Origin of the sequence: Streptomyces sp. BoleA5, assembly GCF_000373665.1 — a bacterium.
Lineage (GTDB): Bacteria > Actinomycetota > Actinomycetes > Streptomycetales > Streptomycetaceae > Actinacidiphila.
Genome location: NZ_KB892093.1, coordinates 1 through 18,431 on the forward strand (window position 1 = coordinate 1; position 18,431 = coordinate 18,431).

Annotated in this window: 17 protein-coding genes and 1 pseudogene; 9 read left to right on the plus strand and 9 right to left on the minus strand. The window is 69.7% G+C overall.

Translation table 11 applies throughout. The features are described 5' to 3' along the window. The 3 genes and pseudogenes from B085_RS0108460 to dnaA all read right to left on the minus strand — a co-directional run. Positions 1-684 (minus strand): annotated as a pseudogene (locus B085_RS0108460) (NADP(+)-dependent, decarboxylating phosphogluconate dehydrogenase); the annotation flags it as partial. A gap of 79 nt (positions 685-763) precedes the next feature. Next, a complete protein-coding gene (dnaN, locus tag B085_RS0108465) occupies positions 764-1,894 on the minus strand; it encodes a DNA polymerase III subunit beta (RefSeq protein ID WP_018558143.1) in 1,131 nt (376 codons plus the stop codon). 837 nt (positions 1,895-2,731) lie between these two features. Continuing rightward, positions 2,732-4,465 (minus strand): chromosomal replication initiator protein DnaA, encoded by a 1,734-nt coding sequence (gene dnaA / locus B085_RS0108470; protein ID WP_078619813.1) that lies wholly within the window; start codon positions 4,463-4,465, stop codon positions 2,732-2,734. A 383-nt stretch (positions 4,466-4,848) separates the two neighbouring features. On the opposite strand from dnaA, the gene rpmH reads away from it, so the two are divergent. The 9 genes from rpmH (at position 4,849) to B085_RS0108505 (ending at position 11,410) form a co-directional block, all read left to right on the plus strand. Further along, complete coding sequence (rpmH, locus tag B085_RS0108475) at positions 4,849-4,986, plus strand: 50S ribosomal protein L34 (RefSeq protein ID WP_003975051.1); 138 nt, start codon at positions 4,849-4,851, stop codon at positions 4,984-4,986. 26 nt (positions 4,987-5,012) lie between these two features. Then, positions 5,013-5,387 carry a ribonuclease P protein component gene (gene rnpA, locus B085_RS46715; protein WP_078619814.1) on the plus strand — a complete coding sequence of 125 codons (375 nt, stop codon included), beginning with the start codon at positions 5,013-5,015 and terminating at the stop codon, positions 5,385-5,387. Continuing rightward, entirely contained in the window at positions 5,384-5,704 is a 321-nt protein-coding gene (gene yidD / locus B085_RS41760) for a membrane protein insertion efficiency factor YidD (protein WP_037731476.1), read from the plus strand. Before rnpA ends, yidD begins: the two co-directional genes overlap by 4 nt. Before the next feature lie 2 nt (positions 5,705-5,706). Beyond that, on the plus strand, positions 5,707-6,750 hold the full coding sequence (gene yidC, locus B085_RS0108480; protein ID WP_018558145.1) for a membrane protein insertase YidC: 1,044 nt from the start codon (positions 5,707-5,709) through the stop codon (positions 6,748-6,750). A 15-nt stretch (positions 6,751-6,765) separates the two neighbouring features. Continuing rightward, complete coding sequence (locus tag B085_RS0108485) at positions 6,766-7,263, plus strand: protein jag (RefSeq protein WP_018558146.1); 498 nt, start codon at positions 6,766-6,768, stop codon at positions 7,261-7,263. 103 nt (positions 7,264-7,366) lie between these two features. Then, positions 7,367-8,083 (plus strand): 16S rRNA (guanine(527)-N(7))-methyltransferase RsmG, encoded by a 717-nt coding sequence (gene rsmG / locus B085_RS0108490; RefSeq protein WP_018558147.1) that lies wholly within the window; start codon positions 7,367-7,369, stop codon positions 8,081-8,083. A 249-nt stretch (positions 8,084-8,332) separates the two neighbouring features. Then, positions 8,333-9,382 carry a ParA family protein gene (locus tag B085_RS0108495; protein WP_078619815.1) on the plus strand — a complete coding sequence of 350 codons (1,050 nt, stop codon included), beginning with the start codon at positions 8,333-8,335 and terminating at the stop codon, positions 9,380-9,382. Beyond that, a complete protein-coding gene (locus tag B085_RS0108500; protein WP_026250809.1) occupies positions 9,379-10,488 on the plus strand; it encodes a ParB/RepB/Spo0J family partition protein in 1,110 nt (369 codons plus the stop codon). Before B085_RS0108495 ends, B085_RS0108500 begins: the two co-directional genes overlap by 4 nt. Before the next feature lie 304 nt (positions 10,489-10,792). After that, complete coding sequence (locus tag B085_RS0108505; protein WP_018558150.1) at positions 10,793-11,410, plus strand: GNAT family N-acetyltransferase; 618 nt, start codon at positions 10,793-10,795, stop codon at positions 11,408-11,410. Between the two features lie 56 nt (positions 11,411-11,466). On the opposite strand, the gene trxA is transcribed toward B085_RS0108505, so the two are convergent. The 6 genes from trxA to murJ all read right to left on the minus strand — a co-directional run bounded on the left by trxA (position 11,467) and on the right by murJ (position 18,426). Next, positions 11,467-11,796 (minus strand): thioredoxin, encoded by a 330-nt coding sequence (gene trxA / locus B085_RS0108510; RefSeq protein WP_018558151.1) that lies wholly within the window; start codon positions 11,794-11,796, stop codon positions 11,467-11,469. Between the two features lie 47 nt (positions 11,797-11,843). Then, positions 11,844-12,830, minus strand: a complete 987-nt coding sequence (trxB, locus tag B085_RS0108515; RefSeq protein WP_018558152.1) for a thioredoxin-disulfide reductase — start codon at positions 12,828-12,830, stop codon at positions 11,844-11,846. Positions 12,831-12,939: 109 nt separating this feature from the next. Further along, complete coding sequence (locus tag B085_RS0108520; protein ID WP_018558153.1) at positions 12,940-13,806, minus strand: hypothetical protein; 867 nt, start codon at positions 13,804-13,806, stop codon at positions 12,940-12,942. After that, a complete protein-coding gene (gene sigM, locus B085_RS0108525; RefSeq protein WP_018558154.1) occupies positions 13,803-14,495 on the minus strand; it encodes an RNA polymerase sigma factor SigM in 693 nt (230 codons plus the stop codon). Before sigM ends, B085_RS0108520 begins: the two co-directional genes overlap by 4 nt. A 19-nt stretch (positions 14,496-14,514) precedes the next feature. Continuing rightward, positions 14,515-16,251 carry a protein kinase family protein gene (locus B085_RS0108530; RefSeq protein ID WP_018558155.1) on the minus strand — a complete coding sequence of 579 codons (1,737 nt, stop codon included), beginning with the start codon at positions 16,249-16,251 and terminating at the stop codon, positions 14,515-14,517. A 120-nt stretch (positions 16,252-16,371) separates the two neighbouring features. After that, positions 16,372-18,426, minus strand: coding sequence for a murein biosynthesis integral membrane protein MurJ (murJ, locus tag B085_RS0108535; RefSeq protein WP_018558156.1), 2,055 nt, complete (start codon positions 18,424-18,426; stop codon positions 16,372-16,374). Positions 18,427-18,431: the final 5 nt, after the last annotated feature.

Sequence of the window (18,431 nt, forward strand, 5' to 3'; positions counted from 1 at the left end):
GTCGAGGTGCTCGTCCTCGTCGAGGGCGTTGACGGCCAGGTCGAGCAGCCAGGAGCGGATGACGGTGCCCTCCTGCCAGGAGCGGAACACCTCGCGCACGTCGGTGACCGAGTNGACCTTCTCCAGCAGCTCCCAGCCCTCGGCGTAGGCCTGCATCATGGCGTACTCGATGCCGTTGTGGACCATCTTCGCGAAGTGGCCGGCACCGACCTTGCCCGCGTGCACGGAACCGAAGTTCCCCACCGGCTTGAGGGCGTTGAAGACCGGCTGCACCTTCTCGACGTGCTCGGCCTCCCCGCCGTACATCAGCGCGTAGCCGTTCTCCAGGCCCCAGACGCCGCCGGAGACGCCGCAGTCGACGAAGCCGATGCCCTTGGCGGCCAGCTCCTCGGCGTGCTTCTCGTCGTCCGTCCAGCGGGAGTTGCCGCCGTCGACGACGACGTCGCCGGGGGAGAGCAGCTCACCGAGCTCATCGATCGTCGACTGGGTCGCGGCGCCGGCCGGCACCATCACCCACACCACACGCGGGGCCGCGAGCTTGTCCACAAGTTCCTGCAGGCTGTGGACATCGGCGAGATCCGGGTTGCGGTCGTAGCCGATGACGGTGTGACCGGCTTGGCGGATGCGCGTGCGCATGTTCCCGCCCATCTTGCCGAGACCGATGAGACCGAGCTCCATCGTTGATCCTTCGTTCGAAGCCTGCCTGACCTACGTCGAGCCTACGTCGGCTCCCGCAGGGCGACGCGACCGGACAGGCCTCGCGTCAGCCGGACAGCCGGACGGGCATGATCAGGTACTTGTACGCGTCGTCGGCCTCGGCGTCGATGGCCGGACGGCCGCTGAGCAGCGCGGGCTTCGTCGAGGTGGTGAACGACAGCTGCGCCACCGGCGAGTCGATCGCGCTCAGGCCGTCCAGCAGGAACGTCGGGTTGAAGGCGATCGAGATGTCGTCGCCCTCCAGCTTGGCGTCCACCCGCTCCACAGCCTGTGCATCGTCGCTGGAACCGGCCTCCAGGGTCAGCACGCCCTGCTCGAAGCTCAGCCGGACCGGCGTGTTGCGCTCGGCCACCAGGGCCACGCGCTTGACGGCCTCGACGAAGGGGGCGGTCTCGATCACCGCGACGGAGTTGAACTCGGTCGGGAAGAGCGTCCGGTACTTCGGCAGATCGCCCTCGAGCAGGCGGGTGGTGGTGCGGCGGCCCGCGCCCTCGAAGCCGATCAGGCCCTCGCCCGCGCCGGAGCCGGCCAGGGCGATGGCGACCGAGTCGCCGTTGGTGAGGGACTTGGCGGTGTCCAGCAGCGTCTTGGCGGGCACCAGGGCCACCGCGGAGATGTCCGGGGTCTCCGGCTTCCACAGGAACTCGCGGACCGCGAAGCGGTAGCGGTCGGTGGCGGCCAGGGTGACGGTGTCGCCCTCGATCTCGATCCGCACACCGGTGAGCACCGGCAGGGTGTCGTCGCGGCCTGCGGCGATGGCGACCTGGGCGGCGGCCGCGGCGAAGACCTCGCCGGGGACGGTGCCGGAGGCGGTCGGCATCGCGGGCAGTGCCGGGTACTCCTCCACAGGCAGGGTGTGGAGTGTGAATCGCGAACTGCCGCACACGACGGTGACCCGCACGCCGTCGGTGGAGATCTCCACAGGCCTGTTGGGAAGTGCGCGCGAGATGTCGGCGAGCAGCCGGCCGGAGACGAGGACGGTGCCGTCCTCCTCCACGTCCGCCTCGACGGACACCCGGGCCGAGACCTCGTAGTCGAAGCCGGACAGGCTCAGCTGGCCCGACTCGGCCTTCAGCAGCAGGCCCGCCAGGACCGGCACCGGGGGACGGGCCGGGAGACTGCGGGCCGCCCAGGCCACTGCCTCCGCGAGTACATCGCGCTCCACCCGGATCTTCACCGGAACCGCCTCCTGCTGTTGCTGGCTGTCTGTGGCCGACTCTCTTGGCCCTGCTGGCCCTCTTGCCGGGAACAGTCTGACAGCCGCCGCGGACATGCGGTGCGGGTTGGGGTCAAGCCGGGGGGCGGGGAGGCCGGCGGCCCGCGGCTCGGTTGTGCACAGGACCCACTTCGAAGCAGATTCCCCGGTAACTATCCCTGGTCGTAGTAATAGGGGGTGTGGATACCGTGGATAAGTGGTTCCGATGCAGGTCAGGCCCTGTTTTTTGTCCACCGCGCCTGTGGGCGGAGCCCGTGGACAACCAGCCCGATCTGTGGACGGCCGAAAGTTGTGCACACGCGATGCACAGGAGACCCCCGGTTCTCCCCAGCGCTGTCCCCAGGAATACCCGGGTTCTCCCCAGCCCAACCCACCACGTTGGTGTGATGCGGTTCACTCCGACCGGTGAGCGGGTGCGTTCCGTTGCCGAACAGTGGACAGGACTGTGGAGAAGCGGCCCCCGGCTGGGGACAACGTGCCCCATCCTGTGGGCGAGCGGTGGACAACCGGGAGGGCGGCCATGTGGGCGGCCGGAACGTCCACAGTCTGTGGATCCCTGTTGCCCACAAATCCACATGGCCCCCAGCAGCCCGAATGCGTGTCCGCCGGCCTCGCCTGTGGACACGTTCTGGACAACTCGGGCATCCCCAGGCTGTGGACGGGGGAAAACCGCCCCGTCCTGTGGAGAGACGTTCCTGTCCCCAGGTCGCGGCCGGCGCTATCGAACAACGAGAAGCGCCCCGGGAGTTGGCCCGGGGCGCTGTGGACGGACGAGAAGGCGTGCGGGAGGGCTCCGCGTCAGCTCTTGATGCGGTTGGTGAGCTCGGTGACCTGGTTGTAGATGGACCGCCGCTCGGCCATCAGGGAGCGGATCTTGCGGTCCGCGTGCATGACGGTCGTGTGGTCGCGTCCGCCGAACAGGGCGCCGATCTTGGGCAGCGACAGGTCCGTGAGTTCACGGCACAGGTACATGGCGATCTGCCGGGCCGTGACGAGCACCCGGCTGCGGGAGGAGCCGGAGAGGTCCTCCACGTCCAGTCCGAAGTACGAGGCCGTCTCCGCCATGATCGCCTGCCCGCTGATCTCCGGGACGGAGTCCTCCCCGCCCGGGATCAGGTCCTTCAGCACGATCTCGGTGAGCTGCAGGTCCACCGGCTGCCGGTTGAGGCTCGCGAAGGCCGTCACCCGGATCAGCGCGCCCTCCAGCTCGCGGATGTTCCGCGAGATCCGGGAGGCGATGAACTCCAGCACCTCCGGCGGGGCGTTGAGCTGCTCCTGCACCGCCTTCTTGCGCAGGATCGCGATCCGGGTCTCCAGCTCGGGCGGCTGGACGTCGGTGATCAGACCCCACTCGAACCGGTTGCGCAGCCGGTCCTCCAGCGTCACCAGCTGCTTGGGCGGCCGGTCCGAGGAGAGCACGATCTGCTTGTTGGCGTTGTGCAGGGTGTTGAAGGTGTGGAAGAACTCCTCCTGCGTCGACTCCTTGCTCGCGAGGAACTGGATGTCGTCGACGAGCAGGATGTCCATGTCGCGGTAGCGCTTGCGGAACGCGTCCGCCTTGCCGTCGCGGATGGAGTTGATGAACTCGTTGGTGAACTCCTCGGAGCTCACGTAGCGCACCCGCGTGCCCGGGTAGAGGCTGCGCGCGTAGTGCCCGATCGCGTGCAGCAGGTGCGTCTTGCCGAGACCGGACTCCCCGTAGATGAACAGCGGGTTGTACGCCTTGGCCGGGGCCTCGGCGACGGCGACCGCCGCGGCGTGCGCGAAGCGGTTGGAGGCGCCGATGACGAAGGTGTCGAAGAGGTACTTGGGGTTCAGCCGCGCGGTGGGTTCGGCCGGTCCGCCGGACCCGCCCGTCCCCGTCCCGGCGCCCGAGGGGGAACCGGCACCACTGCCGCCGCCGGTGCGCGGCGTCGGCATGGTCGGCATCTGCGGCGGTGCCGGCTCCGGGCGGGCGGGGGCCTGGTGGGCCGGGGGCATCTCGTAGCGGGAGGCGGGCGGCTGGTAGGGCTCGCGCTCCTGGTAGTCGCCGAACCGCTGCTGCTGCCAGCGGTCCTCGGGGTCACGGGACGGCCAGCCGCCGGCACCGGCGCCGGGCCCGGCCGAGTGCTCGGGGTAGGCCGGGCGCATCCGCGGGACCTCGCCGTAGCCGTGCGGCCGCTCGCCGTACCGGGGGGGCTCCACGCCGTACCCGAGGGGCTGCGGCTGGGGCTGCGGTTCGGGGGCGACCGGGGCCGGCGGCGCGGGGGCCGCCTCCGGTTCGGCGCCCGAGGCGACGGCGATGGCGATGCCCACGGGGTGACCGAACTCACGGCTGAGGACATCGGTGATCAGCGGGAGGAGCCGTCCCTCCAGCACGCTCTTGGCGAACTCGTTGGGGGCCGACAGCACCGCCGTGCCCGCGACGAGTGCCAGCGGCTGGGTCCGCTGCAGCCACTCCGCGTCCTTCGGCTTGATGTCGTCGCTCTCGGCGAGCAGTTTCTGCAGGACCCTGGGCCACACTGAGGCAAGATCGGCAGTTACGTCAGCCACAGTGCACGCTCTCTCGGTCGCTGGTTGGTGCCGATGGGTCCCACGAAGGTGTGGTTCTTGGGACGGACGGGAATGTTTCGGAGTTCAGCCACGGTAGTCAGCGCGGCCTGCCTGGTTCAAGTCGTTGTCCACAGGGTGTGCAAAACCACGTCCGGATGGCGGCGCTCCACGTCCGTCGCCGGTGCTGGTTTGACCTGACGGCGCGGCCCCGCGTACCGTAACCAGGTCGAGTTGTCGATGGCTGCTGCCGCCTGCCTACCGATGGGCGAGGATCACTCAGGTGATCGTCAAGCGGTGCACACCTGAATGTTCCGCGAGTTCTCTCGTGGGCGCACGGTGACAGCCAGGCGACGCCCACACACGATTCATCCTGGAGCCCCCGAGTGAGCAAGCGCACCTTCCAGCCGAACAACCGTCGTCGCGCCAAGACCCACGGCTTCCGGCTGCGTATGCGTACGCGTGCCGGCCGCGCCATCCTCGCGACCCGCCGCAGCAAGGGCCGCGCCCGCCTGTCCGCCTGATCGCACCGAAGCGCGAGGTGTGAGTCGTGCTGCCCACCGAGAATCGGCTGAGGCGGCGGCAGGACTTCGCGATCGCGGTGCGTCGAGGACGCCGGGCCGGACGTCCACTCCTGGTCGTCCACCTGCGCACCGACAGTGACACAAGGGACCCGCACGCAGCGGGGGGGACTGCCTCCCCGGCGCGTGCGGGTTTCGTCGTGAGCAAGGCCGTCGGTGGCGCGGTGACCCGGAACCTGGTCAAGCGTCGGCTTCGTCACCTGGTCCGCGAACGTCTGTCCGTGCTGCCCCCCGGTAGCCTGGTAGTCGTACGAGCGCTGCCCGGTGCGGGTGACGCAGACCATTCACAGCTGGCCCGAGACCTGGATGCCGCCCTCGGGAGGCTCCTGGGGGTGGCGCTATGAAGTACCCGTTGCTGGCCTTGATCAAGATTTACCAGTGGACCATCAGCCCGTTGCTCGGTCCGGTCTGCAAGTACTACCCCTCGTGTTCGCACTACGGGTATACGGCGATCGATCGGCACGGCGCGATCAAGGGCACTGCCCTGACCGCGTGGCGGATCCTGCGTTGCAACCCGTGGTCGCTGGGCGGTGTGGACCATGTTCCGCCGCGCAAGCGCCCGCCGTGGCACGCTCGCCTGCGCGAAGCCCTCCGGGGTGACGCACCGGGCGGGTCCGTTACTCCCGAGCCCGTCGAGACGCCTCATGCCCAAGGAGCCTGACCGTGGGGATCTTGAACCCCCTCTACGATGCCGTTTCGTGGATCATTGTCCAGTTCCACTCGCTGTACGGCCTCGTCTTTGACAAGGACGGCGGCCTGGCCTGGGGCCTGTCGATCGTCTCCCTGGTGGTCCTGATCCGGATCTGCCTGATCCCGCTGTTCGTGAAGCAGATCAAGTCGACCCGGAACATGCAGGCGCTCCAGCCCAAGATGAAGGCGATCCAGGAGCGCTACAAGAACGACAAGCAGCGTCAGTCCGAAGAGATGATGAAGCTGTACAAGGAGACGGGCACCAACCCGCTCTCCTCGTGCCTTCCGATCCTGGCGCAGTCCCCCTTCTTCTTCTCGCTGTACCACGTGCTGAGCTACATCGCTCAGGGCAAGCAGGTCGGCGTGATGAGCCAGGACCTGGTCAACAGCGCCCAGAAGGCGCACATCTTCGGTGCCCCGCTCGCCGCGAAGTTCACCGACAGCGCCGACAAGCTCGCCTCGCTGGGCGCCTCGGTCACCGACGTCCGCGTGGTCACGGTCATCATGATCGTCCTGATGTCGGCCTCGCAGTTCTACACGCAGCGCCAGCTGATGACGAAGAACGTCGACATGACGGTGAAGACGCCGTTCATGCAGCAGCAGAAGATGCTGATGTACGTCTTCCCGATCATGTTCGCTGTCTTCGGTATCAACTTCCCCGTCGGTGTCCTCATCTACTGGCTGACCACCAACGTGTGGACCATGGGGCAGCAGATGTTCGTCATCCGCCGGAACCCGACCCCCGGCAGCCTCGCCTTCAAGCAGCGCGAAGAGCGACTGAAGGCCAAGGGCAAGCTGAAGGTCGAGCCTGCCGCCGCCCAGGAGCCGCAGGACGCGGCGCCGGTGAAGCGTTCCCAGCCCAAGCGCCAGACCAAGTCCCAGCGCCAGACGGGCGGCCCCGCGCAGCCGGCCGGTGCCGGTGGCACCAAGCCCAAGCCGGGAGGCGGGGCGGCCGCGAGCACCAAGCCCAAGCCGAGCAGCGGCGCGGACAAGCCGAACCTGTCGAAGAAGAAGTAGCAGAGGAGTCCCGCCGTGACGGACGGCAACACCACGGACGCGCTCACCCGCCTCGAGCAGGAGGGCGAGATCGCGGCCGACTACCTCGAGGGGCTGCTGGACATCGCCGACCTCGACGGTGACATCGACATGGACGTCGAGGGAGACCGGGCCTCGGTCTCCATCGTCGGCGACTCGTCGAGCCGCGACCTGAACAAGCTCGTCGGCCGGGACGGCGAGGTGCTGGAGGCGCTCCAGGAGCTGACCCGGCTCGCGGTCCACCGGGAGACCGGCGACCGCAGCCGGCTGATGCTGGACATCGCCGGCTTCCGGGCGCAGAAGCGGGCCGAGCTGACGGAGCTGGGCGAGAAGGCGGCCGAGGAGGTCAAGGGCTCCGGCGAGCCGGTCAAGCTCAAGCCGATGACGCCCTTCGAGCGCAAGGTCGTCCACGACGCCGTGGCCGCCGCGGGGCTGCGCAGCGAGTCCGAGGGCGAGGAGCCCGAGCGCCGGGTGGTCGTTCTCCCGGCTTCCTGACCTCCCCCGGTCTCAGCGGTACTCACTCGGCCCCGTCTGTTCGCAGGCGGGGCCGAACCTTGTCAGCCTGGTGAAAGCCCGTAACAACGGAAGGACGGTTCTCGTGACGGAGGCAGCGGCGGAGCTTCCCCCGGCGCCGGAGGCGGCACGTGAGGTGTTCGGGGAGCGCTTCGCGGACGCGGTGCGGTACGCGGAACTGCTGGCCGACGCGGGCGTGCGCCGCGGGCTGATCGGTCCGCGGGAGGTGCCCCGGTTGTGGGAGCGCCACCTGCTGAACTGCGCGGTGCTCGCCGAGGTGATCCCCCAGGGCGTCTCGGTCTGCGACGTGGGCTCTGGCGCGGGGCTTCCGGGCATTCCGCTGGCACTGACCCGGCCGGACCTCAGCATCACCCTGCTGGAACCGCTGCTGCGCCGGACGACCTTCCTCGAGGAGGCCGTGCGGTTGCTGGGGCTGTCCAACGTCGTGGTGGTGCGTGGCCGCGCCGAGGAGATGGTCGGCAAGGTGCCGCCGGTGGACGTGGTGACGGCGCGTGCCGTGGCGCCGCTGGAAAGGCTCGCCGGCTGGGGGCTTCCGCTGCTGCGTCCGCACGGGGAGATGACGGTCCTCAAGGGGGACACGGCCGAGGAGGAGCTGAAGGCCGCGCGTGCCGCACTGAGCCGCCTCGGGGCGGTGGAGACCTCAGTGGTGCAGGTCGGCGAGGGGATCGTGGAACCGTTGTCGACCGTGGTGCGGGTGCTCGCGGGGGAGAGCCCCGGAGGTGTGCGAGGGGCGACCCGGCGGGCCAAGGCGGCCCGGGCGAGCCGTCGCCGCCAGCGCTGACCGCGGCCCGCTGTGCTCCATACAAACGGCCATACGTACATAATCCGGAGTGTCGTGTAGGAAACGGTCGCGGCGCTGCGCATCGTGTTTCACGTGAAACGGCGCTTTCTGCTTCCAGGAATCCTTGGCCGGGCCCGTGCCGCGGCCGAATCGCTCTCTCATCGGACCGCCGAGATGACCCATTCGGTGACTCAACCGGTGGATTCATCCACAGGAGAACGGTCCTCACTGGTTCGCGACCCCGAAAGCATGGCAGGCTCTGTTCATTGCGAGCTTGTAGTCGAGGAGAGTGAATCCTTGCGGTCCGACGCCAACATCGCGGGACCGATGACCGATCCGGTCCCCGGTCCCCGTACCGAGCCGTTCGGGGACGATGTTTCACGTGAAACACCGCCCCCGATGGACGACACCCCCATCGGCCGCGCCGCCCAACTGGCCGTGGAGGCACTGGGGCGGGCCGGTGAAGGACTCCCCCGCCCACCCCAGACCCGAGTGGTCGTGGTGGCCAACCAGAAGGGTGGGGTCGGCAAGACCACCACCACGGTCAACATGGCCGCCTCCCTGGCCCTGCACGGGGCCCGGGTGCTGGTCGTCGACCTCGACCCCCAGGGCAACGCCTCCACCGCCCTCGGGATCGACCACCACTCCGAGGTCCCGTCCATCTACGACGTGCTGGTGGAGAGCAAGCCGCTCTCCGATGTCGTCCAGCCGGTGCCGGACGTGGAGGGCCTCTTCTGCGCTCCCGCCACCATCGACCTGGCGGGTGCCGAGATCGAACTGGTCTCCCTGGTGGCCCGGGAGAGCCGGCTGCAGCGGGCCATCGAGGCCTATGAGCAGCCGCTGGACTACATCCTCATCGACTGCCCGCCCTCGCTCGGTCTGCTGACCGTCAACGCCATGGTGGCCGGCGCCGAGGTTCTCATCCCGATCCAGTGCGAGTACTACGCACTGGAGGGCCTGGGACAGCTGCTCCGCAACGTGGAGCTGGTCCGGGGCCACCTCAACCCCAAGCTCCATGTCTCCACCATCCTGCTGACCATGTACGACGGCCGGACCCGGCTCGCCTCGCAGGTCGCCGAGGAGGTCCGCACCCACTTCGGCAAGGAGGTGCTGAGCACGAGCATCCCGCGCTCGGTTCGCATCTCGGAGGCCCCCAGCTACGGTCAGACGGTGCTGACCTACGATCCGGGTTCGAGTGGAGCGTTGTCGTACCTTGAAGCGGCACGCGAGATGGCCATGCGTGGCCTGGGACGCACCCAAGAGCTCAAAGAGCTGAACACCTCGGAGGGGAACCAGTGAGTGAGCGACGCAGAGGACTCGGCCGTGGTCTCGGCGCGCTGATTCCCGCCGCACCGAACGGTGCCGACGCGGCAGCCGCGACCGCGGTGGCGACGGCGGCGACCGCCACGCCGGTCCTGGCGCCGGAACGAGGTGTCGCCGCCGCCAAGGTGGCGGCCCTGGTGGATCAGCAGGGCCGTGAGGGAACCGCGACGATCCCGGTTTCACGTGAAACGCCGGAGGCCATCGCACCCCAGGAGCCGCCCATGGTGGCGGGGGCGTACTTCGCGGAACTGCCGCTGGACGCGATCATCCCCAACCCGCGGCAGCCGCGAGAGGTCTTCGACGAGGACGCGCTGGCCGAGCTGGTCACCTCCATCAAGGAGGTCGGCCTTCTGCAGCCGGTCGTCGTCCGTCAGGTCGGGTCGGAGCGCTACGAGCTCATCATGGGCGAGCGGCGCTGGCGGGCCAGCCGCGAGGCGGGCCTGGAGGCCATCCCCGCGATCGTGCGGGCCACCGACGACGAGAAGCTTCTCCTGGACGCCCTCCTGGAGAACCTGCACCGTGCCCAGCTGAACCCGCTGGAGGAGGCGGCCGCCTACGACCAGCTCCTCAAGGACTTCGCCTGCACCCACGAGCAGCTCGCCGACCGCATCGGCCGGTCTCGCTCCCAGGTCTCCAACACCCTTCGCCTGCTGAAGCTCTCCGCGCCCGTACAGCGGCGTGTGGCGGCCGGTGTGCTCTCCGCCGGGCACGCCCGCTCCCTGCTCGCCCTGGAGGACGTGGAGGACCAGGACCGGCTCGCCAGCCGGATCGTGGCCGAGGGCCTCTCGGTGCGCGCGGTCGAGGAGATCGTGCATGTGATGAACTCCGAGTCCCAGCCTGCCCGGAAGGCGCCCGCGCCCCGGGCCGCCAAGCGGATGTCCCCGGCCCTGACCGATCTCGCGCTGCGGCTCTCGGACCGCTTCGAGACCCGGGTGAAGGTGGACCTGGGACAGAAGCGCGGGAAGATCGTCGTGGAGTTCGCCTCGATAGAAGATCTGGAGCGCATCCTCGGCTCGATGGCACCCGGCGAGGGCACGGTCCTCCAGCGGTCGCTCACCGAGGAGACCGACGAGGAGGAGTGACCGCCGAGCTCCTCACCGTCCTGTGACGGACCACGACTTCGGAGCGGGTCGCATCCCGAGAGGGATGTGACCCGCTTTTTGCTGGGCCGTTCGCGTTGCTCCGGTGTCGGACTTGTCCGCCCGCGGATACGATGCGTACGGGATGGAGCACTACCTCCGAGGAGGGGCTCATGCGATCGGTGCGGCGCGTTGGAGTGGAGCACGATTGGCAAAGGGCCGCCCTTCTCGCAGCGGGGCTCGGGCTGGGCGCCGTGGGTGGCTTCGTCGGCAGTTGGGTCCACGACAGAAACGAGGGTCAGACCTCATGGGCCGTCGGCTCGTTCCGCTCACGCTGGACAACCTCCCGGATCTCCCCAACCGCTGCCGTGCGTGCGTCTTCTGGGAACTCGACCCGGTAAGCGGAGAAGCCGCCGTCCAGGCCGGCAAGCCGGAGCTGGAGAAGGAGGCCTGGATCTCCGCGGTGCTGCTGGAGTGGGGATCCTGCGGCCGTGTCGTCTACGTGGACGAGGTGCCCGCCGGCTTCGTGCTCTACGCTCCGCCGGCCTATGTGCCGCGCTCGACGGCCTTCCCCACGAGCCCCGTCTCCGCCGACGCGGTCCAGCTGATGACCGCCAGGATCCTCCCGGGCTTCCAGGGACAGGGTCTGGGCCGGGTGCTGGTGCAGACGATGGCCAAGGACCTGGTGCGGCGGGGCTTCCGGGCGATCGAGGCTTTCGGTGACGCGCGCTGGGAGGAGCCCGCGTGCGTCCTGCCCGCCGAACACCTGCTGGCCGTCGGCTTCAAGACCGTGCGGCCGCACCCGCGGTTCCCGCGGCTGCGGCTTGAACTGCGGACGACGATCTCCTGGAAGGAGGACGTCGAGATGGCGATCGACCGGCTGCTCGGTGCCGTGCAGAAGGAACCGGCGCTGCGCCCCCTGTGAACGACGAAGGGCCCGCCCCTCACGGGGGCGGGCCCTTTCGCATCCGTCTGCGGTGCTCAGCCGATGAAGTCGGCCAGGTCGCGCTCGATGGCGGCCTTCGGCTTGGCGCCGACGATGGTCTTCACGACCTCACCGCCCTTGTAGACGTTGAGGGTCGGGATCGACATGACGCCGTACTTGGCGGCGGTGACCGGGTTCTCGTCGATGTTCAGCTTGACGATGGTGATCTGCTCGCCGTGCTCCGCGGCGATCGCCTCGAGGGACGGGGCGATCTGGCGGCACGGACCGCACCACTCGGCCCAGAAGTCGACGAGCACGGGCTTGTCGCTCGACAGGACCTCCTCGTCGAAGGTCGCATCGGTCACGGTCTTGGTGTTGCCGGCCACGGCTGTCTCCTCGGTGTGTAGGACGGGTAGTTGATTTTTCGGTGCGGTCAGACGACCGCGGCGGCGGTCTGCTCGGGCTCGCGGGTGTGCTCGCCGCCCGCGTCGCTCAGAGCGGCGAGGTAGCGCTCGGCGTCCAGGGCGGCGGAGCAACCGGTGCCCGCAGCGGTGATCGCCTGGCGGTAGGTGTGGTCCACGACGTCACCCGCGGCGAAGACACCGGGGATCTTCGTACGGGTACTGGGCGACTCGACCTTGAGGTAGCCCTCCTCGTCCAGGTCGAGGACGCCCTTGAACAGCTCGGTCCGGGGGTCGTGGCCGATCGCGATGAACAGTCCGGTGACCGGCAGCTCGGAGGTCTCGCCGGACTTGGTGTTCCGCAGGACCAGGCCGGAGAGCTTGCCGTCACCGTTGATCTCGGCGACCTCGCTGTCCCAGAGGAAGGAGATCTTCGGGTCGGCGAAGGCACGCTCCTGCATGGCCTTGGAGGCGCGCAGGGTGTCCCGGCGGTGAACCACCTTCACGCTCTTGGCGAAGCGCGAGAGGAAGGTCGCCTCCTCCAGGGCGGTGTCGCCACCGCCGATGACGGCGATCTCGTGGTCCTTGAAGAAGAAGCCGTCACAGGTGGCGCACCAGGAGACACCGCGACCGGAGAGTTGGTCCTCGTTGGGGAGCCCGAGCTTGCGGTGCTGGGAACCGGTGGCGACGATGACGGCCCTCGCCCGGTGGACGGTGCCCGCGGAGTCGGTGACGGTCTTGATGTCGCCCTCGAGGTCGACCTCGACGATGTCGTCCGGGATCAGTTCGGCACCGAAGCGCTCGGCCTGGGCCCGCATGTTCTCCATGAGGTCGGGGCCCATGATGCCGTCACGGAAGCCCGGGAAGTTCTCCACCTCGGTCGTGGTCATCAGGGCACCGCCGGCCGTGACCGCACCTTCGAAGACCAGGGGCTTGAGGGAGGCGCGGGCGGTGTAGAGCGCGGCTGTGTATCCCGCCGGCCCGGAACCGATGATGATCACGTTTCGGACGTCGCTCACGGGTTCTTCCTCGTCTCTGCTGTACCGATTCGCCGGGTGCCTCGGCGGCGGGACCATTGTCATCCCGCCTAACGGATCCTACGGTCCGGGCATTCCCGTCGGCGTGGCGCTAGCGAGGGTATGTCTCCTCACGGAGGAGGGTGCCCGTGGCGGGCGGCTGTGCGCTGGTGCACGAGGCGTCCACGACGTAGGCGTCCACCAGTGCGGGGTCGCCCTTGTGCGGCAGCACGACAAGATAGGAGTCCATGCTCTCGTACCTGCCCCGTTGGACGGCGATAGGGGCCTCCCGGCGGTCCACGGCCTCCAGTACACAGGACGGCGTGGCGCTCTCCATACCGACCATCGGGGACTGTTGCGAGGGCTTGCTCTCCGGGCGGCTGCTCGTGCCGCGTGTCAGCAGATCGTGTACCTGCACGCCGAGCGTGTCGGCGTCAGCCTTGGCACCCACGCCGGAGTCCGCCGACGACTGACGGTCGGCCGTTCCCCCGGCGTCCCAGGTGGACTGGGCGAGGAAGGAGCCGAGGCCGACCACGACCGCCGCGGAGGCGGCGACGAGGACCGCCTTCCCCCAGCGGCGGCGGGATCGGGCGCCGGGGCGGCCGGGGCCGCTGGGGCCGGCGCCGCGGCCGGAAGGCCGTCCGGCGACCGGCGCGGATGTTTCACGTGAAACGCGAGGAGGTCCCGCGGCTTCTGTTTCACGTGAAACATCGGCATCGCGGGACGAGGCGAGCAGCGCCTCCGCGGCGAGCGCGGCATCGATCCGGCCGGCGATGTCGGCGGGCATCCGCGGCGGGCCGGGCAGCGTGCCCAGCAGCCCGCGGATCTCGTCCAGTGAGGCACGTACGTCGGCACAGAGCGCGCAGCCGTCGATGTGCCCGCGGACGTCGGCCGAGCGCTCGGGCGGGAGGATGCCCTCGGTGAGTGCCGAGATCTCGGCGACCTCGGGGTGCTCGTCCGTACCCGTCGTCGACGTCATGGGTGTCCACCTCCGCCCTGTGTGAAGCCGTGGCCCGGCCGGGCCTCCGTCTCTGGGACGGATGCGTTCTCCGTCCGGTTCCTTCCCCCTGCCTGATCTCCCCTACTCCCCGGCACGTCCCGCAGGTGGGACAGGAGCGGCAGCAGCCGTGCTCTGCCTCGGGCGCATCTGCTCTTGACCGTCCCCGCCGGCACGTCGAGAACGGCGGCGGCCTCGGCCACGGGGTATCCCTGCATGTCGACCAGAACCAGGGCCGCCCGCTGTTCCACCGGGAGCGTCGCGAGTGCCCGCAGCAGTTCCCGGTGCAGCTCGCCCCGCTCGGCGGGGGCGGCGGCGGACTCGTGCGGTTCGAGCAGTTCCTCGAACTGCTTCTCGTCTGTGACCGCGGCGGTACGGCGCGAGGCGGCCTTGCGGGCCCGGTCGAGGCACGCGTTCACGGTGATGCGGTGCAGCCAGGTCGTGACGGCCGACTGCCCGCGGAAGGTGTGGGCGGAGCGGAAAGCCGAGACGAGCGCGTCCTGCACGGCGTCGGCGGCCTCCTCGCGGTCCCCCAGGGTCCGCAGCGCCACCGCCCAGAGCCGGTCGCGGTGCCGGCGGACGAGTTCCCCGAACGCGTTCGGGTCCCCCGAGACATGGCGGGCGAGGAGGTCGCTGTCGCTGATCTCCCCGCCCGTGCCCTGCGTGGCCACCGTCCCCCTCCCCGCGGGGCTACTGCCCCTCGAACCTCACATTGGTGATGGCTTGCTTGTGGCCGGCGCCGGAGTATCCGTCGGTCTCCGAATAGGGGAGAGCGGTCAGCCAGACCACGACGTAACGCGTCTCCACGGGTGCCTTCAGCGTCAGCTTCGCCGCCTTGCCGTCGGTGCTGACGGTGGCCAGTTTCTTCAGCTGGCCCGGCTCGGCCGTGGAGGCCAGCGAGTCGGCCGCGTAGAGGGTGACCGTCGTGTGGTCGCCGCCGTAGTAGAACTCTATTGACGCCTGGCCGAGCTTCCTCGCCGCTCCCAGGTCGTAGGCGATGCCGACGCCCTTCTTGACGGAGGGGGCGAATTCGGGGCCGTCGGCGAAGCTGTTCGTGCGCCAGTACGTGGACGTCTTGTTGTCGTACGTGGCATCGACGTCGTTCGGGTGTTGGGCCCCGCCGTAGGGCGCGTACTCGGCCGCCCCCTGGACGGGGAGCGGCTTCAGCGTCACCTGGTTCGCGCCGCCGTTGTCGCTGCCCCCGTCGCCGCCCGTGTTGTGGGACGTGGAGGTGCCACCGGACTTCGCCTGGTGCTCGCGGTCCATGAGCGTCTCCGCGAGCTGCCAGCTGCCGAGGCCCAGAGCGACGATGAGGAGGGCCGACACGGACCACTTGAGGGCCTTGCCGGTGCGGCCGGGCAGGGCCGGCGGCGGTGGGGAGGGGAGGACCGTCGTGACGCCGGGGGACGTGGGCCCACCGGAGTTCTGGCGGTAGGAGCCCTGCTGGTACGTGGTGCGCGAGAAGGACGTCATGGTCGGCTCGGGTGGCCGGATCTTTGGGATCGCGGCGACGGCCTTGGCCAGTTCCTCGGGGGTGGTGCAGGGCTCCGGCTCGCGGGAGGCCGTTGCCCCGTCGTTGACGAGGGCGCGCATGGCGACCTCCGACAGCCCGCGGTGGACGCCCGCCCGCACCTGGTCGGGTGCGACGAGGCCGACGTCCTTGGGGAGGCCGGTGAGCCCGTGCTCGTCCTTCGGGTACGGCCAGCGCTGGGTGAGCGAGGCGTACAGGAGGGCCCCGATGGCCTCGGTGTCCTCGCGCTGCGGGCGCTCCGAGGAGATGCCGCGCAGCGCGGCGGCGACCGCCAGACCACGGATGCGGTACTGGCCGGCCTCGGTGCGCAGGACCGCGTCGGGGCCGAGACGGAGATGGGCCAGGCCCTCGCGGTGGGCGGCGGCCATGGCCTGGGAGATCTGGTTGACCATCTGGTGGGCCTCGTGCGGCTCCAGCGGGTCGGCGGCGATCAGAGTGGTGAGTTCCCGCGCGTCCGGGAGCCACTCGTGGATCACGTAGACGAGGTCGTTCTCCTCGACCGCGTCGAGGACCTGCACGAAGCGCGGGTCGCCGAGGAGGGCCGCGGAGCGGGCCGCTGCCAGCACCGAGCGGGCCCGGCTGTGGTCGGCGGGCAGGGTGTGGATGCCCACGGCCCGGCGCAGCTTCTCGTCGACGGCCCTCCAGCTGCTGAAGCCGTCAGCACGGGTGAGGCACTCCTCCAGGCGGTAGCGCCCGGCGAGCTTGTGGCCGCTGTGGAGCTCGGGCGGCTCGGAATTGGTCGGTGCTGTCTCCTCCGGGGGGGTCTGCTGTGGCGCGTCCTGCTCTTCGCTTCGGTCCGTCGCCTCGTCGGCCGTGGCACTTTCCGCTTGGGCGGCGAGCTGCTTGTCGCCGCCCTCGTTGGCCACTCCGACGGCAGCCGTGCTCCGTTCCGCCACCGTCGTTCCTGCCTCCCCATCCGTTGCAAGATCTGACAACACAGCCGAGGACAATTGTGCCAACAGTCCACCGCTATGCACGACACACGACGGCCCCCGAAGGTTGCGCGGTACGCGCCGTCAGCGGCCCAGCCGACCCCTGACCATGCCGACCATGGCCGTCATCTCCTCGACGCGCATGCGCTTGGCGGCGATGAAGAAGATTCCGCCCAGCACAGCGGCGCCGAGCACCAGCGACAGCAACGAGGCGGCAGCGCCGTGACCCAGCGAGTGCCAGACACCGTAGACGACGGCCCCGGCACCCGCTGCGGCGGGGATGCACGCGCCGAAGAGCCTGGCGTAGGTGCGGACGACGCGCTTGCCGTCGATGTCGCCGCCGAGGCGCCTGCGCAGCCGCTTGACCGCCACTCCGACGCCGATCGCGTAGGCCAGTCCGTAGCCGGCTGCCATGCCCACCACCGCCCACCGGGCGGGCAGCAGGAAGTAGCAGGCGGCGGCCGCGGTGGCGTTGCAGATCGCGACGATGACGGTGTTGTAGAAGGGGGTGCGGGTGTCCTCGTACGCGTAGAAGCCGCGCAGGACGATGTACTGCACCGAGAAGGGAATCAGGCCCAGCCCGAAGGCCATCAGCACGAAGCCGATGTTCACCGCGCCCTCGCCGGAGCTGCTGTAGAGCAGGGTGGCGATGGGGAGGCCGAGTGCGAGGAAGGCGAAGGCGGCGGGCACGATGGCCACGCCCGAGGTCCGCAGGCCGTAGGAGAGGTCGTCGCGGACCGCGGCGGCGTCTCCGTCGGCTGCCGCGCGGGAGATCCGCGGGAGCACTGCCGTCATGACGGAGACGGTGATGATGGCCTGCGGCATCTGCCACAGGAGCAGCGCGTAGTTGAAGGCGGTGATGCCGGTGCCCTCGTGGCCGCCCTGCTCGGCCGTCGAACCGGCCGCCGTGGCGAACTGGGTGAGGACGATCAGGCCGATCTGGTTGGCGAGGACGAAGAAGAAGGTCCACTTGGCCAGCTTCGCCGCGTGTCCGAGGCCGTGGCCGCGCCAGTCGAACCGCGGCCTGATCCGGAATCCGGCCTCACGCAGGTAGGGGACCATCGCCAGGGCCTGCACGGTCAGGCCCAGCAGTGTGCCGAGGCCGAGCAGGCGGACGCCCTCGGGGGTGATGGTCTGCGAGGAGACACCGGTGCTGGTGAACGAGCCGAAGGCCCAGACGAAGGCGCCGAAGGTGGCGATGATGACGACGTTGTTGAGGACCGGGGTCCACATCATCGCGCCGAAGCGGCCGCGGGCGTTGAGGATCTGCCCGAGCACGACGTGCACCCCCATGAAGAACATGGTGGGGATGCAGTAGCGGGCGAAGGTGACCGCGACCTCGAACCTGACCGGGTCGGAGGCGATGTCGTGGGACATCGCCCGGATGAAGAGCGGTGCGGCGACCACACAGACGGCGGTGACGGCCGCCAGACCGACGGCGACCAGGGTGAGCAGACGGTTGGCGTACGCCTCCCCGCCGTCCTCGTCGTTCTTCATGGCGCGTACGAGCTGCGGGATGAAGACCGCGTTGATCGCGCCGCCGCCGACCAGGATGTAGATCATCGTGGGCAGGGTGTTGGCGACCTGGTAGCCGTCGTTCAGGGTGCCGACGCCGATCGCGGCCGCCATGACCAGGGTGCGCAGGAATCCGGTGACCCGGGAGACGAGGGTGCCGGCCGCCATGAGGGCGCTGGACTTGAGGATGCTGCCGGCCCGTCCGCCGGACTTCCCGGCCGAGGGCGCCGCCGCGGGCTCGGGCTCCGGGGGGGCGGTCTCCACCGGCTCGTCGCGGAAGAGGTGGGCGTACTCGTCCGGCCGGGCGGGCCTGCCGTCCTCGTCCGGCGCGTTGGAGACCAGCTCGTCGACGCCGACGTACCGCGTGTTGGCGTCGTCGGCGTACGGCATGCGGTACGGCTCCTGGTGAGCGTACGGCGGCCCGTAGGCATGCGGCTGGGCCGGCGGATGCGCGGCGCGGTCGTAGAGCGCCTCGCCCACCGGGTCCTCAACGGTCGGATCCTGCCGCCGGTACGGATCGCGGGCGTAGGTGTCCTGCAGGTACGGGTCGGGCGCGGCAGGGTGCTGCTCGGGGAACCGGTCCCCGGCTTCCCGTTCGCGCTCACCGTCGTACGGTGCGTTCATCTCTG

Coding starts and splice junctions, on each gene's coding strand:
- murJ (WP_018558156.1), bottom strand. CDS start 18,426: ATGAACGCACCGTACGACGGTGAGCGCGAACGGGAAGCCGGGGACCGG.
- yidD (WP_037731476.1), top strand. CDS start 5,384: ATGAAGTACCCGTTGCTGGCCTTGATCAAGATTTACCAGTGGACCATC.
- B085_RS0108520 (WP_018558153.1), bottom strand. CDS start 13,806: ATGACGTCGACGACGGGTACGGACGAGCACCCCGAGGTCGCCGAGATC.
- B085_RS0108505 (WP_018558150.1), top strand. CDS start 10,793: ATGGGCCGTCGGCTCGTTCCGCTCACGCTGGACAACCTCCCGGATCTC.
- B085_RS0108495 (WP_078619815.1), top strand. CDS start 8,333: ATGGCAGGCTCTGTTCATTGCGAGCTTGTAGTCGAGGAGAGTGAATCC.